This is a genomic window from Citromicrobium bathyomarinum (genome assembly GCA_001306305.2).
GTDB lineage: Bacteria > Pseudomonadota > Alphaproteobacteria > Sphingomonadales > Sphingomonadaceae > Alteriqipengyuania > Alteriqipengyuania bathyomarina.
This window is the reverse complement of the sequence record CP155577.1, coordinates 386,249-412,386: the sequence shown is the minus strand read 5'-3', so window position 1 is coordinate 412,386 and position 26,138 is coordinate 386,249. Positions and strand designations below refer to the sequence as shown.

Below are 26,138 nucleotides of genomic sequence, written 5' to 3'. Positions count from 1 at the left end.
CCGTCGCCGAGGCGGCTCCGCCAGCGGAGCACGCCCTGTCACGCCGCCTCGCCGCGGAGGCGATCGGCAGCTTCTTCCTCTTCGCCGGCGTGCTTGGCTCGGGCGTAATGGCGCAAAACCTGATGGACGGGAATGTCGCCGTCGCGCTGCTCGCCAACACGATCGCCACCGGGGCAATCCTTTACGTGCTGATTGCGATGCTGGGGCCGATCTCGGGCGCGCATTTCAACCCTGCCGTCAGCATGGCCTTCGCGCTGCGCGGGGAGACGCGGGTGCGCATCGCGCTGCTCTATATCCTCGTCCAGCTGCTGGCGGGTGCGCTGGGCGCGCTGGCGGTCCACCTGATGTTCGACCTGCCCATCCTGCAGCTATCGACCAAGGCGCGCACGGGCGTTGGCCAATGGGCGGGGGAGGCGATCGCGACCTTCGGCCTCGTCCTCACCATCCTCGTCACATTGAAGCGGCTGCCCGGGTCCGTCCCTGCGAGCGTCGCCCTCTACATCACCGCCGCCTACTGGTTCACCAGCTCGACCAGTTTCGCCAATCCCGCGATCACCGCGGTCCGCTCGCTCAGCGACACCTTCGCCGGGATCGCGCCGGTCGACGTGCCCGGCTTCATCGCCGCGCAGCTGGTGGGCATGATGCTCGCGGTGGGTGTGGGCGGATGGCTCAGCGCCGACCCGCCCACGGGGGAAGACGGTTAGCCGTTAAAAGTGGTGTCCAGCGTGATCTCGGTATCGAGCAGCTTGGACAGCGGGCAGTTTTCCTTGGCGGTCTTGGCGCATTCCTCGAACGTCGCCTGGTCGAGCCCGTCGCCGCCGCCGGTCACCGACAGCGCCGACTTGCTCACCTTGAAGCCCTCGCCATCCTTTTCGAGCGTGACCTTGCAGGTCGTCTCGATCGTGCCGTCCGAGTGGCCCTTGCCCGCCAGCTGGAACGACAGCGCCATGGTGAAGCAGCTGGCATGCGCCGCTGCGATCAGTTCTTCGGGGTTGGTGCCCGGCTCATCCTCGAACCGGGTCTTGAAGCCGTAGGGCTGGTCCTTGAGCGCGCCCGACCCGGTCGAGACATGGCCCTTGCCGTCCTTGCCGAAGCCTTCGTACTTTGCGCTGCCAGTGCTGATATTCGCCATTAGAGAATCTCCTTCTGCCCTGTCAGACGAAAGGCGGCGCGAGCGGTTCCGCGCTATCTCAGCCGAATGACTTGACGATCACCCACACGCCCACCGCCGCGACCAGAACGGCAAATCCTATCTCCAGCGCGCGCTTGTGCGTGGCGAGCTTCGCCCCGGCGCCGCGACCCAGCACGCTGCCGCCGATCCCGCCCGCGACCAGCCAGGCGACGATCGTCCAGTCGACCATGCCCGAGAGCGCGTAGGACCCGGCGGTGGTGATCCCGAAGGCGCTGACCGCGACCAGCGAGCTACCGATCGCCAGGGACAGCGGCATTGCGGTCGCGAAGACCAGCCCGGGCACGATCAGAAAGCCGCCGCCGATCCCGAAGAAACCCGCGAGCAGACCGGTGCCGAAGCCGATCGGCAGGATGCGCGAGAGCATGGATTTCGCATTCTCGCGCGTCATCCGCACCAGCGGGTTCTCGGCTGCCGAGCGACCGCGCAGCATCAGCAGCGCGACCACCACCATCAGCCCGCCGAACAGGCCGAGCAGGCTTTCACCATCGACCGCCTTGCCCGCCTCCGCGCCCAGCGCTGCACCCGCCGACCCGGCGAGCGCGAAGCTGAGCGCACATTGCCAGCGGACATTGCCGCTGCGCGCGTGGCCGATCAGCCCGACCAGCGCGTTGAGCGCGACCGCCACCGCGGCGGTGCCGATCGCCATGTGCGGCGATTTCATCCCCACCGCATAGACCAGCAGCGGGACGGCGAGGATCGAGCCCCCGCCGCCGACCAGCCCCAGCACGAAGCCGATGACACCGCCGGAAAGCAGCGTGATGAGGATATGAGCCAGGTCCATGGATCGCGTCAGGCCGCTGCGGCCTGCCGGTTCCACGGCATGATTGCGAGCAGGTAGGCCATGCCGCACCAGCCGGTGGTGCCTGCGAAGACCAGCCCCGCGCCGACGAAGCCCGACAGCGCGAACCATCCCGGCGCGACCACGAGGCCCAGGATCACGCCCAGCAGGACTAGCGATCCGGCAGCGATCTGAACCTGCCGCATGATCTCGATCGGCTGGCTGCGGTCTTCCTCCACCGGCAGGTCGGCCTTGCGCCAGCCTTCCAGCCCGCCTTCGAGCAGGAAGGCCTCGCCATCATGGCAGGCGGCGAGCCGCTGCGCATTGCTGCCGGTCCGCATGCCGGAGCGGCACATGAACACGATCGGGCCGTCGCAATCGATCCGCTCGATCTGGTCCAGCGGGCGATTCTCCGCGCCCTGAGCGCGGGCGCGGGCGAACTCGTCGGTCCCGCGAATATCCACCAGTCTTGCGCCTTCGGCCATCATGCGCCGTGCCTCGGTGGGGGAGACGGTTTTGGGGGTGTTGGGGGTAGAAGTCATGGGGGTCACTCCTGACAATAGAGATCGTGAAGGGTCGCCAGCAGGGTGCGGCAGCGCGGGTCGGCGATGCGGTACCAGGCGGTCTGCGCCTCGCGCCGGGAGTCGACCAGGCCCTCTGCCCGCATCTTCGCAAGATGCTGCGAGAGCGCGGACTGGGACAGGCCGACCTCCTCGGCCAGCGCGTTCACCCGCATCTCGCCATGTTCGGCCAGCTTGCACATCACCATCAGGCGACGCGTGTTGCCGAGCGCCTTGAGCAGCTCGGCAACGGAAGATGCATTGGCCTCGAACGTGGCGAGGTCTGCGGGGGCGAGAAGAGTATCGTTTTCCATTAGCACTTGCTAAATAAGCAATCGCTAATATATGTCAAGCGTCAACAGCAAGCCCGACGGAGACTCATCATGACGAACCCCCGCATTCGCGCCTTCTTCGACGAACCGACCAACACGGTCAGCTATCTGGTCTGGGATCCGGACACCGCCCACGGCGCGGTGATCGACCCGGTGCTCGACTTCGATCTCGCCTCGGGCGAGGCAGACGTGCGCTCTGCCGAAGCGATCCTTGCCGCCGCCGAAGAGGAAGGCGTGACGATCGAGCGCGTGCTCGAAACCCACGCCCATGCCGACCATCTGAGCGCGGCACCCTTCATCAAGGCGAAGACCGGCGCGCGTATCGGCATCGGTGCGCATATTCGCGACGTGCAGAAGATCTTCCGCCCGGTCTTCGGGATGGACGACCTCAAGGCCGACGGGTCCGATTTCGACGACCTGTTCGCCGATGGAGAGACCTTCGCGATCGGCTCGCTCACCGTCGAGGTGCTGCATGTGCCGGGCCACACCCCGGCGGATATTGCCTACAAGATCGGCGACGCGGTGTTCGTCGGCGATACGCTGTTCATGCCCGATTTCGGCACCGCGCGGGCGGACTTCCCCGGCGGCGATGCGCACCAGCTCTACCACTCGATCCGCCGCCTGCTGGCGCTGCCGGCCGAGACGCGCCTCTTCATGTGCCACGACTACAAGGCACCGGGGCGCGACGATTATGCGTGGGAGACCACCGTCGGCGAGCAGAAGCGCAGCAGCGTGCACGTGCACGACGGCGTGAGCGAGGACGAGTTCGTCGCCATGCGAGAGGCGCGCGACAGCGACCTTGCCGTGCCGCGGCTGCTGCTACCCTCGGTCCAGGTCAATATCCGCGCCGGCCGCTTCCCCGAAGCGACCGACAACGGCGTTTCCTATCTGCGCATTCCGATCAAGCCGGTGCGCCATGCGCTGGATGCCGGCTGATCAGATAATCCCGGTCGCCTTGCCCGCGCGCTCGAACATGCCGAGGATGGTCGCGACCTCTTCCTCGCTATGTTCGGCGCACAGCGAGCAGCGCAGCAGCGTCATGTTGGCGGGCGTTGCGGGCGGGCGGGCGAGATTGACGTAGAGCCCTTCCTTCAGCAGCGCCTCCCACATCTGCGCGCCCCTGGTCAGGTCGGGCATGATGACGGCGATGATCGCGCTCTGCGGCTCGTCGGTGCCGAGTTGGAAGCCGAGGTCCTTCAAGCCCTTGTGCAGCGTGCGGGAATTCTCCCACAGGTGCGCGCGCTTGTTGCCGCCGTGCATCAGCTTGCGGATGCTGGTCGCGGCGGTGGCGACCACGCTCGGCGGAAGGCTGGCGGTGAACACGTAGGGGCGGCAGACCAGCCGCATGATCTCGAAATCGGGGTGGTTGGATACGCAGAAGCCGCCCACCGTGCCGACGCTCTTCGAGAAAGTGCCGATCACGAAGTCGACATCTTCGAGAACGCCCTGCGCTTCGGCAACGCCGCGGCCATGCTCGCCGATGAAGCCCATCGAGTGCGCTTCGTCCACCAGCACCATCGCGCCGGCATCCTTGGAGACGCAGATCATCTCCTTGAGCGGAGCGACGTCGCCGAGCATCGAATAGACGCCTTCGAGCACGACCAGCTTGCCCGCGTCGGCGGGAATGCGCTTCAGACGCTTTTCGAGCGCTTCGATATCATTGTGGCGGAAGGGGACGATCTCGGCCCGGCCCATCGCGCAGCCATCGTAGATCGAGGCATGGCTGTCGATATCCAGCACCACGTAATCGCCCTTGCCGGCGATGGTCGAGATGATCCCGAGGTTGGCCTGGTAGCCGGTGGAAAAGACCATCGCATGGTCCATTCCGTAAAATTCCTTGAGCGCGTCCTCGCACTCCTTGTGGCCCTGATACGTGCCATTGAGCACGCGGCTGCCGGTGGTCCCGCTACCGAATTCCTCCAGCGCCTGCTTGCCCGCCTCGATCACGTCCGGATCGAAGGTCATACCCATGTAGTTGTAGGTGCCCAGCAGGATCGTCTCGCGCCCGTTGCAGATCGCTCGGGTGGGCGAGAGGACCTTTTCCATCACCAGGTTGAAGGGATCTTCCACCCCGCTGGCGAGCAGGCCTTCGCGCATTGCGATCAGATCGTCGAACTTGGCGAAAAGATCGCCCTTGGCGCGGCCTTCACGCACTACGGGCGCGTCCGGCTGGCTGATGCCTTCACTCATCGTGCGATCACCCTGCGTCGACCAGTTTCTTCACGGCATCGACCAGCTGGCCATAGGTCTCGATCTCGGCCTGCTGGTTCATCGAGATGATGATGTCGAACTCGTCCTCGATCGCGGCGACGAAGTCCATCACGGTCAGGCTGTCGAATTCGAGGTCGCCCTGAAAGGTGGTCGCATCGGTAATCGTGACCCCGTTCTTGTTGAACGGTTCGATCAGGTCGCGGATTCGCCGGTCGATCTCGGCACGGTCCATCGCGGGCATCCTCTAAGAAGAATTGGGGAAGGGCCCGCCAAAGCGCTTTCGGCCCGGATTTGTCAAGCTTTCGCGAGGCGGCGCTACTCGCCGATCAGCGCGAGAACCTTGGCCGAGAAGGGCCCGATGGAGACCGGTTTGGCAAGGTAATCCTCTGCGCCTGCGGCGCGGATCCGGTCTTCGTCGCCCTTGCCCGCATAGGCGGTCACCGCGAGCACGGGCACGCCCGCGAGCTTGGGATCGGCCTTCATCTGCGCGATCAGGTCGAGGCCGGAGACATGCGGCAGCTGGATGTCCATGATCGCGAGATCGGGGCGGAACTGGTGCGCCGAGGCGATCACCGAATTGCCATCCGCACAGCCCAGCACCTCGTAGCCCTTGGCGCGCAGCACATCGCAGAACAATTTGCGGTTGAGATCGTTGTCCTCGACAACAAGGATGCGTTTTGCCACGTCTCGCCCAACTCCTGATTTCCCCCGCTATCGGATAGGCCACCAGCCCCCCCTATGACAACGCCCACGACACCGGACCCCTCCCACGGCGGTCATAGCGATGCCGAAGCGCTGGCACTGGGCGCGCTGGGCTGGATCCTGACCGACGAGCGGCGGGCCGACCGTCTCCTCTCGCTGACCGGACTGACTCCCGAACGGCTGCGCCACGGGATCGAGGACAAGAGCGTGCAGGCTGCGGTCCTCGAATTCCTCGCCGCGCACGAGCCCGATCTGGTCCTCGCCGCCGATGCGCTCAATGTCGATCCGGCGGTGATCATCGCCGCGCACCGGGAGCTGTCTGCATGAGCCGCCCGCTGGTCATCACCGATTGCGACGAAGTGCTGCTGCACATGGTCGCGCCTTTCCGCGACTGGCTGGGCGAGGCGCACGCCATCGACTTCGCCTTCGACGCGCCCGATTTCACCACCGCGCTGACCCGCCGCGAGAGCGGCGAGACGGTCGAGCAGAAGGACATCTGGCGGTTGCTCAACGGTTTCTTCGATACCGAAATGGAACGGCAGGAGCCGATCGCGGGCGCGGTGGAGGCCTATGGCACGCTGGCCGAGCAGGCCGATGTGGTGGTGCTGACCAACCTGCTGGACCACCGGCAGGAGGATCGCGCGCGCCAGCTCGCTCGCCACGGTATCGACGTGAAGGTCTACACCAACCAAGGCCCCAAGGGCGGGGCGATCGCCCGGATTCTGGAGGAATACTCCCCCAGCCGCGCGGTGTTCATCGACGATCTGTCGCAGCACCACAGCTCGGCGCGCGAGCATGCGCCCGATATTGCCCGGTTGCACCTGTGCGGCGAGCCCGGCCTCGCCCCGCATATTGCATGCGGAGCCAAGGCGGGCGATGCGCACGCCCGAATCGATACGTGGCACGAAGCGCTGCCATGGATACTCAACCGATTGGAGAAGCCCGCATGACCATCCAGGCCCGCCTCGACGAACTGGGGATCACCCTGCCCAAGGCTGCCGCCCCCGTTGCCAGCTATGTGCCGGTCGCGGTGCATGGCGGCCTCGCCTATCTTTCCGGGCAATTGCCTTTCGTCGATGGCGAACTGGTCACCGGGCGGCTGGGCGATGACGTGAGCCTGGAAGACGGGGTTGCAGCCGCGCGGGCATGCGGGCTGATGATTCTTGCCCAGCTGGAAGGCGCGCGCATCTCGCTCGACCGGGTGGAGCGTGTCGTCAGGCTCGGCGCGTTCGTCAATTCTACCGCCGATTTCACCGATCAGGCGAAGGTCGCCAATGGCGCGTCCGAACTGATGTTCGACGTGTTCGGAGAAGCGGGCCGCCATGCCCGCGCAGCGGTCGGCGTGCCGGTCCTGCCGCTGGGTGCGGCGGTCGAGGTCGACGCGATCATCGCGCTGCGCCCGCAGCACTAGCGGCTCGCGAAGCGCCCCATGCGTTCCCATATCGGCGATAATGGCGGATAGAGAGCTCACGGCACGCATCCACGGCGGGGTCGCCGGTATCGACGCGGCGGCGTGGGACCGGGTGGCGGGCGAGGACAATCCCTTCGTCGGCCACGCGTTCCTCTCCGCGATGGAGGATTCGGGCAGCGTCGGACCGGGCACCGGCTGGCAGGCTGCACCGATCACGATTGCGGACGACGGCGGCACGATCCACGCCGCCTTGCCTGCCTACCTCAAGTCCCACAGCCGCGGGGAATACGTGTTCGACCAGGGCTGGGCCGACGCGTACGAGCGCGCGGGCGGGCGCTATTATCCCAAGCTCCAGATCGCCGCGCCCTTCACCCCGGCCACGGGCCCGCGCCTGCTGTTCGAAGACGAGGCGTTCGCCGCGCCGCTGCTGAACGCGGCCGAGCAGGTGTGCCACGAACATTCCCTGTCGGGCGCGCATGCGACCTTCCTCTCACCCGATCAGGTCCCGCTGTTCGAGCGTGCCGGGTGGCTGATTCGCAGCGACCTGCAGTTCCACTGGGAAAACGACGGATTCAAGGATTTCGACGCGTTTCTGGATACGCTCGCGAGTCGCAAGCGCAAGAATCTGCGCAAGGAGCGCGCGAAGGCGCAAGAGCAGGTCGAGATTCGCCACCTCACCGGCGCCGACCTGACCGAGGATGTGTGGGACGCGTTCTGGGAATTCTATCAGGATACCGGAATGCGCAAATGGGGCACGCCCTATCTGACGCGCGAGGCCTTTACCCTGCTGGGCGAGCGGATGGGTGAGCAGATCCTGCTGATCTTCGCGTATCTGAACGGACAGCCGGTTGCGGGCGCGATGAACGTGATCGGCGGGACCACGCTGTTCGGGCGCTACTGGGGGTGCCTGGTCGACATCCCCTTCCTGCATTTCGAGCTGTGTTATTATCAGGCGATAGACGCGGCGATCGCGCGCGGGCTGTCGCGTGTGGAGGCAGGGGCGCAGGGTGGGCACAAGCTCGCGCGCGGATATGCTCCGGTGCAGACACGCTCGGCGCATTATATAGCCGATCCGGGCCTGCGCGCCGCGGTGGCTGAGTTCCTCGAGCGCGAGCGGCAGGGCATCGCGGCGGAACAGAACTTCCTCGAAGAGCGAACGCCCTTCAGGAAAAGCTAGTCGTCAGGCGCTCTTGCGATGTTCGATCATCCACTGGCGCGCGCGGCGCTGTGCTTCGGCGATTTCGCGGGCGGTCATCTCGTCGGAAATGTCAGCCCGGCACCAGGCCGCTTCCTGATGGCCCCTTGCGGCGGCGAGGTTGAACCACTGGTGCGCTTCGATCAGGTCGCAGTCGAGCCCGTGGCCCCCGGTCGACCAGATGACGCCCAGTTCGTAGCACGCCTGCCCATCGCCATCGGCGGCAGCGGCGATCAGCCGCGCGATCGTTAGGTCGGCAATCTGGTCGGTGGCCGGTGTGGCCGTCTCGATTTCTACACTGGTCAGTCGCATGGTAATTCCCCTGTCCTCATTATCCCCTTCTAGACGGGTTGCAGCCCGCCCGTTCACTTCTTGCTGGTCATGGTAAACAGGCCGTTAATGGCCGCGCCTCTTTCTGCCGGTTGCGCAAGGTACAGCCGCGACGGATGCGCAGGTTCGGTTCGGCGTGCATTCGTTCGCGCAGCGACACTTAGTTTCACTTTCGGGGATAAGCGCTTGTTCGGCATCGCATGCCTGCTAAGAGCCGCCGCCATAGGCTCCGCTGCTTGCCTTGACGGCAATGAGAGGAGCCGGTCACGGGTGGGACCGGAAGAGATAGAGGACGTGATGGCCGCAGAAGCGCTCAGCGAAAGCGAAATTCTGGCCAAGGCGAACAAGGCCTTGCCGGACGACTATACGCCCTCCGACGACGAAGAATACATGAACGAGCGGCAGCAGCAGTTCTTTCGCAAGCTGCTGATCGAATGGAAGCATTCGCTGCGCACCGAAGCGGGCGGCACCTTGCAGAACCTTGCCGATGCGCCGCTGCGCGAACCCGACCTGACCGATCGCGCGTCGAGTGAGACCGATTGGGGAATCGAGCTGCGTACCCGTGACCGCCAGCGCAAGTTGATCGCCAAGATCGACGCCGCGCTACGCCGGATCGACGCGGGTGAATACGGCTATTGCGAAGTCACCGGCGATCCGATCGGCCTGCAGCGCCTGATCGCGCGCCCGGTCGCGACCATGACGGTCGAGGCGCAGGAAGCGCACGAGCGGCGCGAGAAAATCTCCCGCAACGACTGATCCCGCCCACGGGCCGCGGGGAATTGCGGTAAAGCGGTGTTTAAACTTTCTTAGCCTGTCTCGCGCTAGATGCAGCAAAGGGCCGTCACAGGCCCCTCACTGCGACCCGGACAGACCGAGACGACCGAATGAACGCCATCGATACCAGATCTGTGAAGCGCGACAGCCTGTTCCTGACGGCGGAACTGACCCTGGCCGACGGAGGCCAGTCGACTCGCGTGAAGGTGCGCAACCTTTCCGACGGCGGGATGATGGCAGAGGCCGATCTGTACGTCGAACGGGGCATGCGTCTGGCCGTGGACCTGCGCAATGTGGGCCGCGTCACCGGCTCGGTCGCGTGGACGCAGGACAACCGCTTCGGCATCGTGTTCGACAGTGAAATCGATTCGAAGAAGGTTCGCGAGGCTCCGGCACCCGCGGGCGACAGCACGCCGCGCTATACCCGGCCTTCCTCGATCGCGCCGCCGTCGGCCCAACAGGCCTCGCCGCGTTCGATCCGCAAGATCTAGCACGAAACCGCGCTGACCCCGGCGCGTCGGCCTGCTAAGGGCCGGTTGCCGTGCCGAGCCAGTTCATCCCCAATCGTTTCGCGCCCGCCGGGCGTCCCCCACCTGGCTTGCGGTGGCTTGCCGCCGCGCTGATGGCGGTCGCGCTGGGATCATGCGGCGATACGGGGGAAGAAGACGGCCTGCCGGTGGTGGTCATCGGTGCCCCCGATTCGATTTTCGAAGACGGTCTGCGCCTCTCGCCCGGGGCGCAGCTGGTCCGCGATGCGACCGCGTCGGGCATCGTCGCGCTCAATGCGGAGGGTGAGGTCGTGCCCGCGCTGGGCGAAAGCTGGATCGTGACCGAGGATGGGCGCAGCTACATCTTCCGGCTGCGCCAGCTAACCTGGTCCGATGGCGAACCACTGACCGCAGAGGACGCTCGCGCCAGCCTGCTGGCGACGATCCGCCAGCTGCGCGGCACCTCGCTCGGCCTCGACCTGCGAAAGATCGACGATGTGCGCGCGATGACCGCGCGGGTGATCGAAATCCGCCTGACGGGGCCGATGCCCGAATTCCTGCAACTGCTCGCTCAGCCCGAACTGGCGATCATGCATGACGGCGAATCGATCGCGCCGATGCGGCTGGAGCGTGAAGGCGACCTCGCGATCCTGCGTCCGACCCCGCCCGAATCGATCGGTCTGCCCGAGCGCGAGCCCGAGGAGCTGGGCAAGACCGTCCGCCTGCGGGCGCTGCCCGGGGTGCAGGCCAACGAGGCATTCAGCCAGGGGAAGGCGGCGGCGCTGCTCGACGGGACGGTCTTCACCCTCCCGCTGGCCGATACCGGCCCGCTGTCGCGCGGGACCATCCGGCTGGACCCCGCGCTGGGCCTGTTCGGGATGCTGGTGAGCAACGAACAGGGCTTCTTCGCCGAGGTCGAGAATCGCGAGGCGCTGTCCATGGCGATCGACCGCGCGGCACTGGCCGAGGGGTTCAGTCTGGGTGGATGGCAGCCCTCGACCCGAGTCGTGCCCGTCGGCCTGCCGGGCAATACGGTGTCGCCCGGAGAACGCTGGGCGTCGCTCTCGATCGATCAGCGGCGCGATCGCGCGCGCCAGCAGGTGGTCGACTGGCAGCGCCGCACCGGGCAGGCACCGCGCGTCCGCCTGTGGGTGCCCGAGGGGCCGGGCAGCGACGTGCTGGTGCGCGCGCTCTCGCTCGACCTGGCGACGATCGGGGTGGAGCTTCGCCGGGTCCAGTTTCCGCAAGGGGCGGATCTGGTGATGATCGACCGGGTGGCGCGCTATCCCAGCGCACGCTGGTTCCTCAACCAGTTCAATTGCGAGCTGCTGCGCGGCCCCTGCTCGCCCGAAGCGGACGAGCTGGTGACGCAGTCGCTGCGGCCGGAGCCGGGCGAGGGCTCCGCGACGCTTCTGGCCGAGGCCGAGGGTGCGCTGATCGCGCGCGAGGTGTATATTCCGCTGGGCGCGCCGGTCCGCTGGTCGCTGGTCCGCAGCGGGCTGGAAGGTTTTTCCGAGAACTCGTGGTCCAGACACCCCATTTATGCGTTGGCAGGGGTAGAGGCCTGGTAGAACGGGGACATTTCCAATGGGTGAGACGCAGACGATCAACCTGATGGGCATCGAGATGCCTGCCGGAAAAGACCCTGCATCGGTCTATCGGCGGATCCAGATGATGGAACAGCTGACCGAACGCAGCATGACCATCCCGGGGATCAACTACGATGTCGGGATGGACGCGATCGTCGGCCTGATCCCGGTGGTGGGCGACATTTTCGGTGTCGCCATGGGCGCCTACATCGTGTGGGAGGCCCGCAATCTCGGCATGTCCAAGTGGCACATGTCGCGGATGATCGGGAACGTCGCGGTCGACGGGGTGATCGGCTTCGTCCCGCTGGTGGGCGACGTGGCCGACTTCGCCTTCCGTTCCAACTCGCGCAATCTCAAGATCGTGAAGAACTACCTGTCCAAGCATCACCCGCACGTAACGGTGGTCGATCGTTGAGCGGGTTTTGCGCCGCGCGTGCAAGCCGCTAGGGCGGGTGAATGCCAGACACGACCGACAATGACGGCGTCACTTACGCCTCCTATCTCGATCTCGACCGGATTCTCGCCGCGCAGCATCCGCGCTCCGATGCGCAGGACGAGCTCCTGTTCATCATCGTCCATCAGGCGAGCGAGCTGTGGCTCAAGCTGTGCCTGCACGAGCTGGAGGCCGCGCGCGAGGCGATTCGGGAGGACCGCTTGCGCCCCGCGTTCAAGATGCTCGCCCGCGTGGCGCGCGCGCAGGAGCAGCTGATCCAGAGCTGGAACGTGCTGAGCACGATGACCCCGCACGACTATTCGCTGGTCCGCCCGCATCTGGGCACCTCCAGCGGCTTCCAGTCCGCGCAATACCGCCTGATGGAATTCATCCTCGGCGGGCGAAAACCGAACATGGTGACGATGCACGAGGCGGTGCCCGAAGTGGCTGCGAAGCTGCGCGCGGAGCTGGCCAAGCCTAGCCTCTACGAAGAGACCGTGCGCCTGCTCGCCAAGCGCGGCTTCGACATTCCCGCAGATGTGCTGAACCGCGACCGCGAAGAGCGGTGGGAGAAATCCGATGCGGTCGAGGCGGCATGGGTGACGATCTACCAGAACCCGCACGACCACTGGGACCTGTACGAGCTGGCGGAAAAGCTGGTCGATCTGGAATACCACTTCCAGCGCTGGCGCTTCGGGCACTTGAAGACGGTCGAGCGGATCATCGGTTTCAAGAAGGGCACCGGCGGCACCTCGGGCGTCGGCTATCTCGAAGGCGTGCTGAAGGAGGTGTTCTTCCCCGAGCTGCTGTCCGTGAGGACAGTTCTGTGAAGATCTGGGACATCTCGCAGGTGCTCCGTCCGGGCCTGCCCGTGTGGCCGGGCGATACCGACTTCGCGTTCGAGCGGACGTGGAAGATGGAGGACGGATCGCCGGTCAACGTGGGCCGGATGACCATGAGCACGCATTCGGGCACCCATGCCGACGCGCCGCTGCACTACGCGGCGGATGGTGCGGATGCAGCCAGCATGAGCCTCGATCCGTATCTCGGCACCTGCATCGTGGTCGATGCGCGCGGCGTCGAAGGGGAGATCGATATCGGCGACCTGCCCGATCTCGAATATGCCAACCGTGTGCTGTTCCGCACCTGGGATGCTTTCCCGCATGAGGAATGGCGCAGCGACTGGCTCCCCATCGGGGCCGAGGCGATCGAATGGCTCGCGGCGCAGGGCGTGGTCCTGATCGGGACCGACGCGCCCTCGGTCGATCCGCAGGAAAGCAAGACGATGGACGCGCATCTCGCGGTGCTGAAGCACGACATGCGCATCCTCGAAGGGCTGGTGCTCGATGACGTGCCTGCGGGCCTGTACGAACTGATCGCTCTGCCGCTGAAGGTCGGCGGCGGCGATGCGGGCCTGTGCCGCGCGATTTTGCGGGAGCTGCCCGATGCTTGAGCGTGCGCGTGCACTCGATGCCGCCGATACCATCGCGCATTTCCGCGATCGGTTCGATCTGCCCGAGGGGGTGATCTACCTAGACGGCAATTCGCTCGGCCCTTTGCCCAAGGCAAGCCGCGAACGCCTGCATAAAGTGATCGATGCCGAGTGGGGCGAGGGTCTGATCCGCAGCTGGAACGAACTGCCTGGCGGCGGCGGCGACTGGATCGCAATGCCCCAGCGTGTGGGTGCCAAGATCGCGCCCCTGGTAGGCGCGCAGACGCACGAAGTGATCGCGTGCGATTCGGTCTCGGTGAACCTCGCCAAGCTGATCGGCGCGGCTCTGTCGCTCAATCCGGGCCGCAAGGTGGTGCTCAGCGAGCCGGGCAATTTCCCGACCGACCTCTACATGATCCAGGGTCAGCCGCAGGTCGAACAGCGCTTGGCCGCGCGCGACAAGATAATCGAGGCGCTTGACGAAAGCGTCGCGCTGCTGCTGCTGACGCACGTCCACTACAAGACCGGCGAAATGTTCGACATGGAGCGGCTGACCAAGGCCGCGCACGATGTCGGCGCGATCGTGCTGTGGGACCTGTCGCACTCGGGCGGCGCGGTGCCGGTGGATCTGAACGGCGCGAATGCCGACCTCGCGGTGGGATGCGGCTACAAGTACCTCAACGGCGGCCCCGGCGCGCCCGCCTACGCCTACGTGGCCGAGCGGCACCACGGCGATTTCTCGCAGCCGTTGACCGGCTGGTTCGGCCACGCGCAGCCCTTCGCCTTTTCCGATGAGTATGAGCCGGGCGAAGGCGTCAAACGCCTGCTCGCGGGCACGCCGCCGGTACTGGCGATGGCGGCACTGGAGTCGGGCGTGGAGCTGATCGCAGAGATCGGAATGGAGGCGCTGGTCCCCAAATCGCGCGCGCTGAGTGAGTTCTTCCGCGAATGCGTGGCCGGCCTCGATCTCGATCTGGTCAGCCCGCGCGACCCTGCGCAACGCGGTAGCCAGCTGAGCTTCCGCCACGAAAACGCCTACGCGCTGAGCCAAGCGCTGATCGCGCGCGGCGTGATCGGCGATTTTCGCGATCCCGATATCCTGCGGCTGGGCTTCGCTCCGGCGTACCTGCGGTTCGAGGATATTGCGGAAGCCGCGCGCCATCTCGCGCAAGTGCTGGAAAGCGGCGAGTGGCAGCGCGACGAATTTGCGACCAGAGCCGCCGTTACCTGAGGAAAAGACCGATGAAGTACCGCACGCTGGGCCAGGGCCTCGAAGTATCCGCCATCGGGATCGGCTGCATGCCGATGGTTGCGGGCGGCAACATCGTCTACGGCGAGGCGAACGCGGACGACGCGATCGAGACGATCCACCGCGCGATCGACCTGGGCGTCACCTTCTTCGACACCGCCGAAATCTACGGGCCGTTCCAGAACGAGGAACTGGTCGGCCGCGCGATTCGCGGCAAGCGCGACAACCTCGTCATCGCGACCAAGTTCGGCTTTCGCTTCGAAGGCGACCAGATCACCGGTGCGGACAGCAGCCCGGCCAATATCCGCCGCGCCTGCGAGGCATCGCTCAAGCGGCTGGGGATCGACACGATCGACCTGTTCTACCAGCACCGCGTCGACCCGAGCGTGCCGATCGAGGATGTCGTCGGCACGATGGCGGACCTGAAGGCGGAGGGGAAAATCCGCCACCTCGCCCTGTCCGAGGCGGGCGAGCAAACGCTGCGCCGCGCGCACGCGACCCATCCGATCACCGCGCTGCAGAGCGAATACTCGCTGTGGGAGCGCGGCGTCGAGGACGGCATCCTGCCCTCCTGCGAGGAACTGGGCATCGGCTTCGTGCCCTACAGCCCGCTCGGCCGCGGGTTCCTGACCGGCAATTTCCGCAGCCGCGACGATCTGGGCGAGAGCGACTGGCGGCGGCAGGACCCGCGCTGGTCGGAGGAGAACTTCGACGCCAATCTCGCGATCGTCGATACGATCCGCACCATCGCCGATCGCAACGGGGCCAGCGTGGCTCAGGTCGCGCTCGCCTGGCTGATCGCGCAGGGCGACCACATCGTGCCGATCCCCGGCGTGAAGCGCATCGCCACGATGAGCGACTCGGTGGCCGCCGCCGATCTCGAACTGTCGGACGCCGACCTGGCGGAATTGTCGGCAGCGGTCCCTCCCGGCGCTGCGCAGGGCGATCGCTACGGCGAACGCGGGATGCGGATGGTGCGCTTGTAGGGCGAGGCCACTCTATCCCCGCCTGGCGGCACCAGCCGGGCGGGCCAGATTTCCGTCAGGCCGCGCTCTCATGCTCCGGATGGATGACCAGCGTATCGATGGTCAGGGTCTTCAGCAGATCGCTGACCGTGCTGCCGATCAGCGCCTGGCGCAAGCCGCCGTAGCCATGCGAGGTCAGCGCGCACAGATGCGCGTCGTATTTGCGAATCGTCCTGTTGATGGCGGTGAGCGGCGATCCTTCGACCTGCTCCATGGTCATTTGCTCACGGCATGCCTGCGAAATATCCAGCTGCTCGGTGAAGCCGTCGCACTGTTCCTGCGCCGCGGCTGCCAGTTCATTGCGCACATATTCGGCGTTCTGCCACGCCTCATAGGGGACGTGGAATGCGTGGACGAGGTGCAGCTGCGCCTGCGGGAACATGCGGACGACCGCCTCCACGCCGCGTTTCGAGGCGTCGGACAGGTCGGTCCCGATGACGATATGCTCGTAAGCTGCGCGCGGCCGTTCCTTGGCGACCAGCACCGGATAGGGCGACCGGCGCAGCAGCATGTCGACCGCTGTGCCGAGCAAGAAGTCGCCGACCGAATTGTAGCGCGCGACGCCGATGACGAGGCAGAAGGGATCCTCGTCCTCCACCGCCTGCGCGATGGCGGCGGGCGCCGATCCCTCGGGAAACAGGCAGCGATAATCGCCCACATTCTCCGGCATGACCGAGGCCACCCGTTCCTCGAGCGAAGGCCCGACCCGGATGACGTCCGGGTCTTCGACCGCGTGGACGACCACCAGTTCGCGTCCGGTTTCCCGGGCAAGCTGGACGGCGCGATCCACGGCGCGGTCCGAACGGGGTTTGAAATCGGTAGCAACAAGGATGGGGTGCTGTGTCACGATTACCTCCTGTTGGGAGGAAGGGTAATGGGATCGGTTGCCACCCGCAAGAATCGGCGGATTGGAAGCGGACGCAGCGGTCCTCTCACTCCTCCAGCTCGATGTCCCAGTAGAGCCAGTCCCGCCAGGTTTCGTGGAGGTAGTTGGGCGGGAAGCTCTTGCCGTGTTGCTGCAGCTGCCAGTTGGTCGGCCTGATCGGCTCGACCATCAGCTTCATGCCCGCCTGTTTCGGCGTGCGTCCGCCCTTCTTCATGTTGCACGGCGCGCAGGCGGTAGAGATGTTCTCCCACGTGGTTTTCCCGCCGAGGCGGCGCGGGACGACGTGGTCGAAGGTCAGGTGACTGGGGCTGCCGCAATACTGGCAGATGAAGCGGTCGCGCAGGAACAGGTTGAAGCGGGTGAAGGCGGGGAATTCAGACGGCTTCACATATTGCCTGAGCGCGATGACGCTGGGCAGCTTCATATCGAGCGAGGGCGAATGCACCTGCCGGTCGTAGCTCGCGACCACATCGACCCGCTCAAGGAAGATCGCCTTGATCGCGGTCTGCCACGGCCAGATCGACAGCGGGTAATAGGACAGCGGGGTGTAGTCCGCGTTGAGAACCAGAGTCGGGCACGCCGACAAATTCCTCGTCGGGTCTTCATCTACGCTGCGGAACGTGGCCGCGCGGTCGATCAGATCGGCTTTGAACACTTGCTTGTGTCCTCCCTGATGCGATGAAAGGACCATTTGCTCGCAAAAGCGTCAAGCCTGTTACAAAGATGGTTTCCACAGTCCTTTTTGACGACTTGGCCGCGATGCCCGCTAAAGACGTCAAGCCATGACCGTGACCCGCTTCGCCCCCAGCCCCAACGGCCCCCTGCACTGGGGGCACGCCTATTCGGCTATCGTCGCGCACGATCTGGCGCGCGCGGCGGGCGGGTGCTTTCTGTTGAGGATCGAGGATATCGACGGACCGCGCAGTCGCCCCGAACTGGCAGAGGAGTTCCGCAAGGATCTCGCCTGGCTGGGTCTCGAATGGCACGAGGTGCCCGCACAGGGCACGCGGCTGGCGCGGTACGAGGCGGCGCTGGACAAGCTCGATGCGCTCGGCGTGCTCTATCCGTGCACCTGCACCCGCGCCGAAATCGCGGCTGCGGCGAGCGAGGCGGGGCCGGAGGGGCCGATCTATCCCGGCACCTGCAGGCACCGGGACGTGCCGACCGATGCCCCCGCCGCGCTGCGCATGGACCTGAGCAAGGCACTGGCGATCACCGGCCCGCTCTGCTGGCATGACGACATCGTGGGCGAGCAGACTCTCGATCCGGACGGGCTGGGCGATCCGGTGCTGCGCCGCAAGGATCTGCCCGCGAGCTACCACCTCGCGGTGACGGTGGACGACGCGGCGGATGGCGTCACGCTGGTCACCCGCGGGCTCGACCTGTTCCACGCGACTCCGGTCCACCGCGTGCTGCAGGCGCTGCTCGGCCTGCCGGTGCCGCGCTGGCATCATCACCCGCTGCTGCTCGACCAAGAGGGGCGCAAACTCGCCAAGCGCCGTGGCTCACCCGCCCTTGCGGACCATCGCGAAGCGGGCGAGGATGGGCCCGCGTGGGCAGCGCGGCTGAGGCGGGGGGAATGGCCGATTGGAATTTCGCTCGGAAAGCCCCATATATAGGATATGCAAACACTTCTCGTCATCGCCATCATCTTCCTTGCGATCATGGTCGTCGTGTCGCTGATCCGCGGCGTCGTCGCGTTCCTGAAGACCACCAAGATCGATCTGGAAAACAACACCGGCGAGACGGTGAGCGAGATGCAGCTGATGCAGAACAAGGCGATGTTCGACCGGATCAAGTATCAGGGTCTGGCGATCCTGGTGGTCGCCATCCTGCTTGCAGTGTCGCAGTAACGCGGCCATTCGGCCCGCATGGTCAAGCTCAACAAGATCTACACCCGCACCGGCGACGACGGCACGACGGGCCTCGTCGATGGCTCGCGCAGCCCCAAGCACGCCGCCCGTATAGAAGCGATCGGCGCGGTTGATGAGGCGAACAGCGCGCTCGGCCTCGCAATCTGCGCGCTGGACGCCGGGCATGATGGGGTCGCGGCTCTTCGCCGGGTGCAGAACGACCTGTTCGATCTGGGCGCGGATCTCGCCACGCCCAAGGGCGCGCTCGATGGCGAAGGGTTCGAACCGGGCGAAATGGTCCTGCGGATCGTGGGCGGCCAAGTCGACTGGATCGAGCGCGCGATCGATACGGCCAATGAAGATCTCGAACCGCTGACCAGCTTCATCCTTCCCGGCGGCAGCGAGGCCGCGGCACGGCTGCATGTCGCGCGCGCCAGCGTACGCAAGGCGGAACGCGCGATGACCGCGCTGGCGGAGCTGGAGCCGGTCAACCCGGCGGCGCTGCACTATATCAACCGCCTGTCGGACCTGCTGTTCGTGCTTGCCCGTGCGGCCAATGATGGTGGCAAGGCGGACATCACCTGGACGCCCGGAGCCAATCGCTAAAACTGACAGCTAGCCAGCGGGCGGCTTGATCGCTAGCCAGCCGTCCTTGCTGCAGTTGCGAAGGACGGACAATCTCATGCAGACCATCGGTGTCATCGGTGCGGGCCAAATGGGCTCGGGCATCGCGCAGACCATCGCCCAGCACGGGCTCAAAGTATTCCTCAGCGACCGCGATCTCGCCATCGCGGAAGAATCGCACAAGGGCATCGAGCGCGCGCTCGGCAAGCTGGTCGGCAAGGGCAAGATGGAAGTGGCCGAGGCCGAAGCCACGCTCGCCCGCATCACCCCCACCGGCGAACTTGCGCCGATGGCCGAGGCCGACCTGATCATCGAAGCCGCGACCGAGAAGGAAGCGATCAAGCAGGGCATTTTCGAGAACGCGGGCAAGGTGCTGGGCGAGGGCGCGATCCTCGCCAGCAACACCAGCTCGATCCCGATCACGCGAATGGCCAACTGGTCGCCCGATCCGGGCCGCTTCATCGGCCTGCACTTCTTCAATCCGGTGCCCGTGATGGGCCTGATCGAAGTGATCCCCGGCCTCGCGACCAACAAGGACGTGACCGACCGGACGATCGAATTCGCCCACCTGCTGGGCAAGGAAGTGGTGCTGAGCCAGGACGAGCCGGGCTTCGTCGTCAACCGCATCCTGCTGCCGATGATCAACGAGGCGATCTTCGTGCTCGGCCAGTCGACCGCCAGCATCGAGGATATCGATCTGGGGTGCCGCCTAGGCCTCAATCACCCGATGGGCCCGCTGCAACTGGCGGACTTCGTGGGGCTCGACACCTGCCTCGACATCATCCGCGTGCTGCACGACACCACCGGCGACACCAAGTATCGCCCGGCGCCGCTGCTGGTGAAATATGTCGAAGCCGGCTGGCTGGGTCGCAAGACGGGCCGCGGCTTCTACGACTATACGGGCGATGCGCCCGTGCCGACGCGCTGATTTTTACGGTACCAGCCCTCACCCCCGCCCGGCCAACCCACAGGATACCATCGATGGGTCGGCCGGGCAGGGGCGAGGGCTGGTACCGCGACACTGAATCCGCAAGGAACCGCTCAAACCCTCCGCCCGTTCATGAGGAAAGGAGATTCCTCATGGCCGACAACAACAAGAAAACCCTGCCTTCCGACTTCGACGGCGAGCGTCGCCAGACCGACGATCTTGCGCCCGAGAACGAGAATTCGGAGCAGGTCGGTGCCTATGACCAGGCCCAGACCGTCGCCGATCAGGCGCAGGGTGTTTCGACCTCGATCCTCAATTCCGACAGCGAGCATGCGCCCAGCGGCCTGACCGCGCCGGACGCGCAGGATGTGGTCGACCACATGAACCAGATGGAGCGCGGCAACACGGTCGACATGTCGGCCTATCGGGGCGAGCCGAACCACGACGACAATGTCGACAAGTACGGCAAGCCTGCGAAGCTCGACGGTCTGCGCGGCGACGGCACCTGATACGCGCCGGGGAGCTTTTCAGCCTTCCACCAAAATCCACAGACCGACCGTGACGACGATCGCGCCGATCGCGACCCCATATGCCATTACGCGGAAATTGGGGGTCGGGATCGGCGCGAATTCGTGCGTGCTGAGCCGCTCCAGCGTCTTGCACGCGCGCCTTTCCGCCGTGATTGCCAGCCATCCGCCACCCAGGATGAACAGGCTGGCAATCAGCTTGGGCATCCATGACGGGTCCCAGCTGCCGAACAATGCACGAAACCCCAGCCCGATGCCGATCGCGGCGAAGGCGGTGCGCATCCAGCCCGCGAAAGTCCGCTCCATCGCCATGATGTTGCGATCCTCAGCCAGATCCGTGCGGAATTCCGCCCACTGCGTGCTCTTGTCCGGATCTTCGGGGGGATCGTCCTGTGCCATGCGTTCAGAACCTAGCGGCCTCGCGCGCGATGGCAAATCTGCGCAAGATCAGCTTTCGCCCGCCTCGCGCTTCAACTGGTACAGCATGTCGAGCGCCTCGCGCGGGGACAGCGCATCGACGTCCAGCGCGCTCAGGGTGTCGCGCAGGCTGTCGCACTCTTGCTGCTCGGCCTGAACCGCAGCGGAGAACAGTGGCAGATCGCCGAGCCCTGCGGCGAGCCCGCCGGTTTCCTCGCGCCCCTTCTCCAGCTTGGCGAGCACTGCGCTGGCGCGGTCGACCACCTCGGGCGGCACGCCGGCCAGCTTGGCCACCGCGAGGCCGTAGCTGCGGTCGGCAGGCCCTTCGGCCACTTCGTGCAGCAGCACCAGATCGCCCTGCCATTCGCGTGCACGCACATGGTGGAGCGAGAGCGCGTCGCAGCTTTCCGCCAGCCGGGCGAGCTCGTGGTAATGGGTCGCGAACAGACAGCGGCAGCGATTGTTCTCGTGGATCGCCTCGGCCACGGCCCAGGCCAGCGCCAACCCGTCGTAGGTCGAGGTGCCGCGCCCGATCTCGTCGAGGATCACGAAGCTGCGTTCGCTCGCGCGGGCGAGGATTGCGGCGGTCTCGACCATCTCGACCATGAAGGTGGAGCGTCCGCGCGCGAGATTGTCGCTCGCGCCGACGCGGCTGAACAGGCGGTCGACCAGCCCGATCCGCGCGGATGTCGCGGGCACGTAGCTGCCCGCCTGCGCTAGCAGCACGATCAGCGCATTGGCGCGCAGGAAGGTCGATTTACCGCCCATGTTCGGCCCGCCGATCAGCCACAGGCGGTCCGTCTCTGCGAGCCCGCAATCATTGGGCACGAAGCGCTCGCCCGCCTTGGCCAGCGCTGCCTCGACCACCGGATGCCGCCCGGCGACGATTTCGAGGCAGGGCGCATCGTCGATCTGCGGCGCGCACCAGTCCCCCTCCGCCGCGCGCTCGGCGAGCGCTGCGGCGACATCGATCCGCGCCAGCGCATCGGCGGTCTGCGCGATTCGCTCGCGTGCGGCGACCACGGTTTCGACCAGCGCCTCGAAATGGGCCTCCTCGGCAGCCAGCGCATGCCCGCCCGCCTCGGCGATTCGGCTCGCCTCCTCGTGCAGGTGGACCGAGTTGAAGCGGACCGCGTTGGCCATCGTCTGGCGGTGGGTGAAGCCGCTGTCCGGCCCCATAAGCGCGTCGCCATGGCGCGCGGGCACCTCGATGAAATAGCCCAGCACGCCATTATGCTTGATCTTGAGCGCGGAGATCCCCGTTTCGCTGCGATAGCGCGCCTCCATTGCCGCGATGGCGCGGCGCGCATTGCCGCTTGTCTCGCGCAGCGCGTCGAGCGCGGCGTCGTATCCGGCGGCGATAAATCCGCCATTGCCGCGCTCGGTCGGCGGGGAGGGGACCAGCGCGCGCGACAGCTCGTCCACCAGCGCGCCGTGGCCGGTCAGCTGCGGGAGCAGTTCGTCGAGCAGCGGCGGGTGATCGCGCAGCCGGGTCAGCGCATCGTTGAGCCTGCGCGCCTGCGCCAGCCCGTCACGCACCTGCCCCAGATCGCGCGGGCTGCCCCGGTCGGCGACCAGCCGCGCCAGCGCGCGGGCGATGTCGGGGATCGCGCGCAGCGCCTCGCGCGTGTCGCCGCGCAGGATCGGGTCCTCGTGGAACAGGCGCACGAGCGCGAGCCGCGCCTCGATCGCGGTCCGGCGGGCGAGCGGGGCGGAGAGGTCTTCGGCGAGCAGGCGCGCGCCCGCGCTGGTCACGCAGCGGTCCACCGTGCCCAGCAGGCTGCCCGCGCGCTCTCCGTTCTGGGTCGCGGTAATCTCCAGACTCGTGCGGCTCGCCTCGTCGATCGCCATCACTGCGCCGGTTTCGTTGACCGTCGGCGGCAGCAGGAAGGGCATGGACCCGCGCCCGGCATGGTCGAGATAGGCGAGCAGGCCTCCCGCCGCGGCGAGCATCGCGCGCGAGAACGTGCCAAACGCGTCGAGCGTGGCGACCCCGTGCAGCTCTTCCAGCCGCTTGCGCCCGCGCTCGCTTGCGAAGTCGCCGGGCGCGCGCGCGATGGCCTCGTAAGGCGCATCGGCCCAGTCTTCGGGCGCAACGATCTCGCGCGCGCCGAGGCGGGAGAGCGCGGCGGCCACCCCGTCGGCCTCGCACTCCTCCAGCTCCATGCGTCCGGTCGAGATGTCGCAGGCCGCGATTCCCACGCGCCCGCGCAGCTCGCACAATGCCGCCAGCTGATTGGCGCGGCGCGGTTCGAGCAGCGTATCCTCGGTCAGCGTGCCTGCGGTCACGAAGCGGATGATCTTACGCGCGACCAGCACCTTGGACGAAGGCTTGCCCTCTGCCTTGGCGCGCGCGCGGGCTTCGTCGGGCGTCTCGACCTGCTCGGCAATCGCGACGCGGTGCCCGGCGCGGATCAGGCGGGCGAGATAGCCGTCGGCGGAATGCACCGGCACGCCGCACATCGGCACCGCCTCCCCGCCGCTTTCGCCCCGGCTGGTCAGCGCGATGTCGAGCACGCCGGCGGCGATCTTCGCATCGTCGAAGAACAGTTCGAAAAAGTCGCCCATGCGGTAGAACAGCAGACACTCGCCCGCCTCGCGCTTGAGCGCGTGGTACTGTTCCATCATCGGAGTGGGTTTGCTGGCCGCCATCGGATCGTGGCCTACCGCGTCCGCGCCGTGCGGTCATCGCCCCGATGCTTGGTCTTGGGGAAAAATCGGGCTGTCGCGTTTCGTTCGTCCGGTCGGACGCCATTCGAATGCAAACACCGGCTTTGGCCCTATGCCTTTACGGCTTGCGAGGTTAGGGCGGGGCCGAACACGCATTGCACGAGGGCGGACATGGCTGACGAAAAGAGCACCGGCGACAACGGGGCACCCAACACCGAACCCGGGGCTGCGCCCGCCGCCGGGCCCAACGCCGATTTCGAAACGCGCGAGGCGCTGCTCTATCACGAGAGCGGGCGGCCCGGTAAGATCGAGATCATCGCCTCCAAGCCGATGGCGACCCAGCGCGACCTGAGCCTGGCCTATTCGCCCGGCGTCGCCGTGCCGGTGCAGGCGATCGCCGATGATCCGGCGAATGCTGCAAAGTACACCGCGCGCTCCAACCTCGTCGCGGTGATTACCAACGGCACCGCGATCCTGGGCATGGGCAATCTCGGCGCGCTCGCGGCCAAGCCGGTGATGGAAGGCAAGTCGGTGCTGTTCAAGCGCTTCGCCGACGTCGATTCGATCGATCTGGAGCTCGACACCGAAGACCCGGACAAGTTCATCGAAGCGGTCGCGCTGATGGAGCCGACCTTCGGCGGGATCAATCTGGAAGACATCGCCGCGCCCGAATGCTTCATCATCGAGCAGGCTCTGCGCGAGCGGATGAACATCCCGATCATGCATGACGACCAGCACGGCACCGCGATCATCGCGGCGGCGGGGCTGATCAATGCCTGCCACCTGACGGGGCGCAAGTTCAAGGACTGCCGGATGGTGGTCAACGGGGCGGGTGCCTCCGCGCTCGCCTGCACCGCGCTGATCAAGGCGATGGGCGTGCCGCATGAAAACGTGATCGTGTGCGACCGTTCGGGCCCGATCACGCCGGGCCGCGCGGATGTCGACCAGTGGAAGAGCGCGCATGCGGTGCCGACCGAGGCGACCAATCTGGAAGAGGCGCTGGAGGGGGCCGACATCTTCCTCGGCCTGTCGGCTGCCGGCGCGCTGAAGCCGGAGTGGGTGAAGAAGATGGCCGACCAGCCGATCATCTTCGCGATGGCCAACCCGGTGCCCGAGATCATGCCCGAAGACGCCAAGGCCGTGCGCCCCGATGCGATCATCGCCACGGGCCGGTCGGACTATCCCAACCAAGTCAACAACGTGCTCGGCTTCCCGTTCATCTTCCGCGGCGCGCTCGACGTGCGGGCGACCGCGATCAACGAAGAGATGAAGATCGCCGCCGCCGAAGCGATCGCCGCGCTGGCGCGTGAACGCGTGCCGGAGGAAGTCGCGGCCGCCTATGGCAAGAGCCACAAGTTCGGCACGGACTACATCATCCCCGCCCCGTTCGACCCGCGTCTGATGGAAGTCGTGTCGTCCGCAGTGGCCGAAGCGGCGATGAAGTCGGGCGTAGCGCAGGCCCATATCGAGGATCTGGAGGCGTACCGCCTCGCGCTCAAGTCGCGCCTCAACCCCACGACCTCGGTGCTGACACAGGTGTACGAGGAGGCGAAGGCCAATCCCAAGCGGGTTGTCTTCGCCGAGGCGGAAGAGGACGTCGCGCTGCGCGCCGCGATCCAGTTCCGCGATTTCGGCTACGGCACCCCGGTGCTGGTCGGGCGGACCAAGGCGGTCGCGGACAAGATGCATATGCTCGGCGTCTCCGACCCGGGCAGTTTCGAGATCCAGAACTCGGCCGACAGCGAGCATGTGCCCGAAATGGTCGAGTTCCTGTACAAGCGCCTCCAGCGGCGCGGCTATACCGAGCGTGACGTGCGCCGGATGGTCAACCAGGATCGCAACGTCTTCGCCTCGCTGCTGGTCGCGCTGGGCCACGGCGATGCGCTGATCTCGGGCCTGACGCGCACCTATGCACAGACCGCGCGCGAGATCGGCCGGGTGCTCGACCCCAAGCCGGGCGGGATTTCCTTCGGCATCCACATGATGATCGGGAAGAACCACACCACCTTCCTCGCCGATACCACGATCAACGAGCGGCCCAGTTCGGAAGATCTCGCCCATATCGCGTGCGAGACCGCAGCGGTTGCCCGGCGCATGGGGCATGAACCGCGCGTCGCCTTCCTCTCCTACTCCACCTTCGGCAATCCGTCGGGCAAGTGGCTGGAGAACATCCGCAACGCGGTCCACATCCTCGACGAGATGCAGCCCGGCTTCGAATACGAGGGCGAAATGGCCCCCGACGCCGCGCTGAACGAGAAGGTGATGAAGCTCTATCCCTTTAGCCGCCTGTCGGGCCCGGCCAACGTGCTGATCATGCCCGGCCTGCAATCGGCCAACCTTTCGGCCAAGCTGCTGCGCGAACTGGGCGGCGATGCGACGGTGGGCCCGATCCTGGTCGGCATGGAAAAGCCGGTCCAGATCGTCCCCGTGACCGCCAACGTGCCCGACGTGCTGACGCTGGCAGTGCTGGCGGCGGCGGGGATCGTGGAGTGAGGCGCAGCGGGGCGAATTTGGTCATGGCAGCATGCGTTG

32 protein-coding genes are annotated in these 26,138 nt (G+C 66.3%); 20 read left to right on the top strand and 12 right to left on the bottom strand.

Annotation, left to right across the window (positions count from 1 at the left end):
- The first annotated feature begins 35 nt into the window (after nt 1–35).
- A complete protein-coding gene (locus VO57_002050) occupies nt 36–704 on the top strand; it encodes an aquaporin (GenBank protein ID XBL71381.1) in 669 nt (222 codons plus the stop codon).
- Here VO57_002050 and VO57_002045 read toward each other — a convergent pair.
- From VO57_002045 to VO57_002030, 4 genes are read right to left on the bottom strand one after another with little or no spacing between them, the layout of a single operon-like run.
- Nucleotides 701–1,132: an OsmC family protein gene (locus VO57_002045; GenBank protein ID XBL70139.1), complete on the bottom strand. Its 432-nt coding sequence runs from the start codon at nt 1,130–1,132 to the stop codon at nt 701–703. The genes VO57_002050 and VO57_002045 overlap by 4 nt on opposite strands.
- A 58-nt stretch (nt 1,133–1,190) precedes the next feature.
- Complete coding sequence (locus VO57_002040) at nt 1,191–1,973, bottom strand: sulfite exporter TauE/SafE family protein (protein ID XBL70138.1); 783 nt, start codon at nt 1,971–1,973, stop codon at nt 1,191–1,193.
- 8 nt (nt 1,974–1,981) lie between these two features.
- The gene (locus tag VO57_002035) at nt 1,982–2,512 is read right to left on the bottom strand and encodes a rhodanese family protein (GenBank protein ID XBL70137.1); all 531 of its coding nucleotides are present in this window, start codon (nt 2,510–2,512) and stop codon (nt 1,982–1,984) included.
- A 5-nt stretch (nt 2,513–2,517) separates the two neighbouring features.
- Complete coding sequence (locus VO57_002030) at nt 2,518–2,844, bottom strand: metalloregulator ArsR/SmtB family transcription factor (protein ID XBL70136.1); 327 nt, start codon at nt 2,842–2,844, stop codon at nt 2,518–2,520.
- Between the two features lie 69 nt (nt 2,845–2,913).
- Here VO57_002030 and VO57_002025 point away from each other — a divergent pair, with 69 nt between their 5' ends.
- Nucleotides 2,914–3,798 carry an MBL fold metallo-hydrolase gene (locus VO57_002025; GenBank protein ID XBL70135.1) on the top strand — a complete coding sequence of 295 codons (885 nt, stop codon included), beginning with the start codon at nt 2,914–2,916 and terminating at the stop codon, nt 3,796–3,798.
- On the opposite strand, the gene VO57_002020 is transcribed toward VO57_002025, so the two are convergent.
- From VO57_002020 to VO57_002010, 3 genes are all read right to left on the bottom strand, one after another.
- Nucleotides 3,799–5,052, bottom strand: coding sequence for an aminotransferase class I/II-fold pyridoxal phosphate-dependent enzyme (locus tag VO57_002020; GenBank protein ID XBL70134.1), 1,254 nt, complete (start codon nt 5,050–5,052; stop codon nt 3,799–3,801). It lies immediately after the preceding gene.
- A 7-nt stretch (nt 5,053–5,059) separates the two neighbouring features.
- Complete coding sequence (locus VO57_002015) at nt 5,060–5,305, bottom strand: acyl carrier protein (GenBank protein XBL70133.1); 246 nt, start codon at nt 5,303–5,305, stop codon at nt 5,060–5,062.
- An 83-nt stretch (nt 5,306–5,388) separates the two neighbouring features.
- Nucleotides 5,389–5,757: a response regulator gene (locus VO57_002010; GenBank protein ID XBL70132.1), complete on the bottom strand. Its 369-nt coding sequence runs from the start codon at nt 5,755–5,757 to the stop codon at nt 5,389–5,391.
- A 54-nt stretch (nt 5,758–5,811) separates the two neighbouring features.
- Between VO57_002010 and VO57_002005 the strand changes: the two genes are divergently transcribed.
- Genes VO57_002005 through VO57_001990 form a run of 4 tightly spaced genes read left to right on the top strand, consistent with a single transcriptional unit; the run spans nt 5,812 to nt 8,363 of the window.
- Nucleotides 5,812–6,102, top strand: a complete 291-nt coding sequence (locus VO57_002005; protein ID XBL70131.1) for a DUF3572 domain-containing protein — start codon at nt 5,812–5,814, stop codon at nt 6,100–6,102.
- The gene (locus tag VO57_002000; protein ID XBL70130.1) at nt 6,099–6,725 is read left to right on the top strand and encodes an HAD family hydrolase; all 627 of its coding nucleotides are present in this window, start codon (nt 6,099–6,101) and stop codon (nt 6,723–6,725) included. The genes VO57_002005 and VO57_002000 overlap by 4 nt, the downstream gene beginning before the upstream one ends.
- On the top strand, nt 6,722–7,186 hold the full coding sequence (locus tag VO57_001995; GenBank protein XBL70129.1) for a RidA family protein: 465 nt from the start codon (nt 6,722–6,724) through the stop codon (nt 7,184–7,186). Before VO57_002000 ends, VO57_001995 begins: the two co-directional genes overlap by 4 nt.
- 40 nt (nt 7,187–7,226) lie before the next feature.
- Nucleotides 7,227–8,363, top strand: a complete 1,137-nt coding sequence (locus VO57_001990) for a GNAT family N-acetyltransferase (protein XBL70128.1) — start codon at nt 7,227–7,229, stop codon at nt 8,361–8,363.
- Nucleotides 8,364–8,366: 3 nt separating this feature from the next.
- On the opposite strand, the gene VO57_001985 is transcribed toward VO57_001990, so the two are convergent.
- On the bottom strand, nt 8,367–8,693 hold the full coding sequence (locus VO57_001985) for an SEL1-like repeat protein (GenBank protein ID XBL70127.1): 327 nt from the start codon (nt 8,691–8,693) through the stop codon (nt 8,367–8,369).
- A gap of 315 nt (nt 8,694–9,008) precedes the next feature.
- Between VO57_001985 and dksA the strand changes: the two genes are divergently transcribed.
- The 8 genes from dksA to VO57_001945 all read left to right on the top strand — a co-directional run bounded on the left by dksA (nt 9,009) and on the right by VO57_001945 (nt 15,662).
- Nucleotides 9,009–9,467: an RNA polymerase-binding protein DksA gene (gene dksA, locus VO57_001980; GenBank protein ID XBL71380.1), complete on the top strand. Its 459-nt coding sequence runs from the start codon at nt 9,009–9,011 to the stop codon at nt 9,465–9,467.
- Nucleotides 9,468–9,595: 128 nt separating this feature from the next.
- The gene (locus VO57_001975) at nt 9,596–9,976 is read left to right on the top strand and encodes a PilZ domain-containing protein (protein XBL70126.1); all 381 of its coding nucleotides are present in this window, start codon (nt 9,596–9,598) and stop codon (nt 9,974–9,976) included.
- 50 nt (nt 9,977–10,026) lie between these two features.
- Nucleotides 10,027–11,544: an ABC transporter substrate-binding protein gene (locus VO57_001970; protein ID XBL70125.1), complete on the top strand. Its 1,518-nt coding sequence runs from the start codon at nt 10,027–10,029 to the stop codon at nt 11,542–11,544.
- A 16-nt stretch (nt 11,545–11,560) separates the two neighbouring features.
- On the top strand, nt 11,561–11,977 hold the full coding sequence (locus VO57_001965; GenBank protein ID XBL70124.1) for a DUF4112 domain-containing protein: 417 nt from the start codon (nt 11,561–11,563) through the stop codon (nt 11,975–11,977).
- Nucleotides 11,978–12,018: 41 nt separating this feature from the next.
- Nucleotides 12,019–12,825 carry a tryptophan 2,3-dioxygenase family protein gene (locus tag VO57_001960; GenBank protein ID XBL70123.1) on the top strand — a complete coding sequence of 269 codons (807 nt, stop codon included), beginning with the start codon at nt 12,019–12,021 and terminating at the stop codon, nt 12,823–12,825.
- The gene (gene kynB, locus VO57_001955; protein ID XBL70122.1) at nt 12,822–13,448 is read left to right on the top strand and encodes an arylformamidase; all 627 of its coding nucleotides are present in this window, start codon (nt 12,822–12,824) and stop codon (nt 13,446–13,448) included. Before VO57_001960 ends, kynB begins: the two co-directional genes overlap by 4 nt.
- Complete coding sequence (gene kynU, locus VO57_001950) at nt 13,441–14,658, top strand: kynureninase (protein XBL70121.1); 1,218 nt, start codon at nt 13,441–13,443, stop codon at nt 14,656–14,658. The genes kynB and kynU overlap by 8 nt, the downstream gene beginning before the upstream one ends.
- 11 nt (nt 14,659–14,669) lie before the next feature.
- Nucleotides 14,670–15,662 carry an aldo/keto reductase gene (locus VO57_001945; GenBank protein ID XBL70120.1) on the top strand — a complete coding sequence of 331 codons (993 nt, stop codon included), beginning with the start codon at nt 14,670–14,672 and terminating at the stop codon, nt 15,660–15,662.
- 55 nt (nt 15,663–15,717) lie between these two features.
- On the opposite strand, the gene VO57_001940 is transcribed toward VO57_001945, so the two are convergent.
- Nucleotides 15,718–16,548, bottom strand: a complete 831-nt coding sequence (locus VO57_001940; GenBank protein XBL70119.1) for a universal stress protein — start codon at nt 16,546–16,548, stop codon at nt 15,718–15,720.
- 85 nt (nt 16,549–16,633) lie between these two features.
- Nucleotides 16,634–17,242: an HNH endonuclease gene (locus VO57_001935; GenBank protein ID XBL70118.1), complete on the bottom strand. Its 609-nt coding sequence runs from the start codon at nt 17,240–17,242 to the stop codon at nt 16,634–16,636.
- Nucleotides 17,243–17,369: 127 nt separating this feature from the next.
- Between VO57_001935 and gluQRS the strand changes: the two genes are divergently transcribed.
- The 5 genes from gluQRS to VO57_001910 all read left to right on the top strand — a co-directional run bounded on the left by gluQRS (nt 17,370) and on the right by VO57_001910 (nt 20,501).
- On the top strand, nt 17,370–18,206 hold the full coding sequence (gene gluQRS / locus VO57_001930; GenBank protein XBL70117.1) for a tRNA glutamyl-Q(34) synthetase GluQRS: 837 nt from the start codon (nt 17,370–17,372) through the stop codon (nt 18,204–18,206).
- A gap of 3 nt (nt 18,207–18,209) precedes the next feature.
- Nucleotides 18,210–18,440: a hypothetical protein gene (locus VO57_001925; protein XBL70116.1), complete on the top strand. Its 231-nt coding sequence runs from the start codon at nt 18,210–18,212 to the stop codon at nt 18,438–18,440.
- Between the two features lie 18 nt (nt 18,441–18,458).
- On the top strand, nt 18,459–19,046 hold the full coding sequence (locus VO57_001920; GenBank protein XBL70115.1) for a cob(I)yrinic acid a,c-diamide adenosyltransferase: 588 nt from the start codon (nt 18,459–18,461) through the stop codon (nt 19,044–19,046).
- Between the two features lie 76 nt (nt 19,047–19,122).
- A complete protein-coding gene (locus VO57_001915; GenBank protein ID XBL70114.1) occupies nt 19,123–19,992 on the top strand; it encodes a 3-hydroxyacyl-CoA dehydrogenase NAD-binding domain-containing protein in 870 nt (289 codons plus the stop codon).
- A gap of 152 nt (nt 19,993–20,144) precedes the next feature.
- On the top strand, nt 20,145–20,501 hold the full coding sequence (locus tag VO57_001910; GenBank protein XBL70113.1) for a hypothetical protein: 357 nt from the start codon (nt 20,145–20,147) through the stop codon (nt 20,499–20,501).
- Between the two features lie 18 nt (nt 20,502–20,519).
- Here VO57_001910 and VO57_001905 read toward each other — a convergent pair whose 3' ends face one another.
- On the bottom strand, nt 20,520–20,918 hold the full coding sequence (locus VO57_001905; protein ID XBL70112.1) for a DUF202 domain-containing protein: 399 nt from the start codon (nt 20,916–20,918) through the stop codon (nt 20,520–20,522).
- Between the two features lie 48 nt (nt 20,919–20,966).
- Complete coding sequence (mutS, locus tag VO57_001900; GenBank protein ID XBL70111.1) at nt 20,967–23,588, bottom strand: DNA mismatch repair protein MutS; 2,622 nt, start codon at nt 23,586–23,588, stop codon at nt 20,967–20,969.
- A gap of 189 nt (nt 23,589–23,777) precedes the next feature.
- Here mutS and VO57_001895 point away from each other — a divergent pair, with 189 nt between their 5' ends.
- Entirely contained in the window at nt 23,778–26,099 is a 2,322-nt protein-coding gene (locus VO57_001895) for an NADP-dependent malic enzyme (protein XBL70110.1), read from the top strand.
- Nucleotides 26,100–26,138 lie beyond the last annotated feature (39 nt).

Coding starts and splice junctions, on each gene's coding strand:
- VO57_002045 (XBL70139.1), bottom strand. CDS start 1,132: ATGGCGAATATCAGCACTGGCAGCGCAAAGTACGAAGGCTTCGGCAAG.
- VO57_002040 (XBL70138.1), bottom strand. CDS start 1,973: ATGGACCTGGCTCATATCCTCATCACGCTGCTTTCCGGCGGTGTCATC.
- VO57_002035 (XBL70137.1), bottom strand. CDS start 2,512: ATGACTTCTACCCCCAACACCCCCAAAACCGTCTCCCCCACCGAGGCA.
- VO57_002030 (XBL70136.1), bottom strand. CDS start 2,844: ATGGAAAACGATACTCTTCTCGCCCCCGCAGACCTCGCCACGTTCGAG.
- VO57_002025 (XBL70135.1), top strand. CDS start 2,914: ATGACGAACCCCCGCATTCGCGCCTTCTTCGACGAACCGACCAACACG.
- VO57_002020 (XBL70134.1), bottom strand. CDS start 5,052: ATGAGTGAAGGCATCAGCCAGCCGGACGCGCCCGTAGTGCGTGAAGGC.
- VO57_002015 (XBL70133.1), bottom strand. CDS start 5,305: ATGGACCGTGCCGAGATCGACCGGCGAATCCGCGACCTGATCGAACCG.
- VO57_002005 (XBL70131.1), top strand. CDS start 5,812: ATGACAACGCCCACGACACCGGACCCCTCCCACGGCGGTCATAGCGAT.
- VO57_002000 (XBL70130.1), top strand. CDS start 6,099: ATGAGCCGCCCGCTGGTCATCACCGATTGCGACGAAGTGCTGCTGCAC.
- VO57_001995 (XBL70129.1), top strand. CDS start 6,722: ATGACCATCCAGGCCCGCCTCGACGAACTGGGGATCACCCTGCCCAAG.
- VO57_001990 (XBL70128.1), top strand. CDS start 7,227: ATGGCGGATAGAGAGCTCACGGCACGCATCCACGGCGGGGTCGCCGGT.
- VO57_001985 (XBL70127.1), bottom strand. CDS start 8,693: ATGCGACTGACCAGTGTAGAAATCGAGACGGCCACACCGGCCACCGAC.
- dksA (XBL71380.1), top strand. CDS start 9,009: ATGGCCGCAGAAGCGCTCAGCGAAAGCGAAATTCTGGCCAAGGCGAAC.
- VO57_001975 (XBL70126.1), top strand. CDS start 9,596: ATGAACGCCATCGATACCAGATCTGTGAAGCGCGACAGCCTGTTCCTG.
- VO57_001965 (XBL70124.1), top strand. CDS start 11,561: ATGGGTGAGACGCAGACGATCAACCTGATGGGCATCGAGATGCCTGCC.
- VO57_001960 (XBL70123.1), top strand. CDS start 12,019: ATGCCAGACACGACCGACAATGACGGCGTCACTTACGCCTCCTATCTC.
- kynU (XBL70121.1), top strand. CDS start 13,441: ATGCTTGAGCGTGCGCGTGCACTCGATGCCGCCGATACCATCGCGCAT.
- VO57_001945 (XBL70120.1), top strand. CDS start 14,670: ATGAAGTACCGCACGCTGGGCCAGGGCCTCGAAGTATCCGCCATCGGG.
- gluQRS (XBL70117.1), top strand. CDS start 17,370: ATGACCGTGACCCGCTTCGCCCCCAGCCCCAACGGCCCCCTGCACTGG.
- VO57_001925 (XBL70116.1), top strand. CDS start 18,210: ATGCAAACACTTCTCGTCATCGCCATCATCTTCCTTGCGATCATGGTC.
- VO57_001920 (XBL70115.1), top strand. CDS start 18,459: ATGGTCAAGCTCAACAAGATCTACACCCGCACCGGCGACGACGGCACG.
- VO57_001915 (XBL70114.1), top strand. CDS start 19,123: ATGCAGACCATCGGTGTCATCGGTGCGGGCCAAATGGGCTCGGGCATC.
- VO57_001910 (XBL70113.1), top strand. CDS start 20,145: ATGGCCGACAACAACAAGAAAACCCTGCCTTCCGACTTCGACGGCGAG.
- VO57_001905 (XBL70112.1), bottom strand. CDS start 20,918: ATGGCACAGGACGATCCCCCCGAAGATCCGGACAAGAGCACGCAGTGG.
- mutS (XBL70111.1), bottom strand. CDS start 23,588: ATGGCGGCCAGCAAACCCACTCCGATGATGGAACAGTACCACGCGCTC.
- VO57_001895 (XBL70110.1), top strand. CDS start 23,778: ATGGCTGACGAAAAGAGCACCGGCGACAACGGGGCACCCAACACCGAA.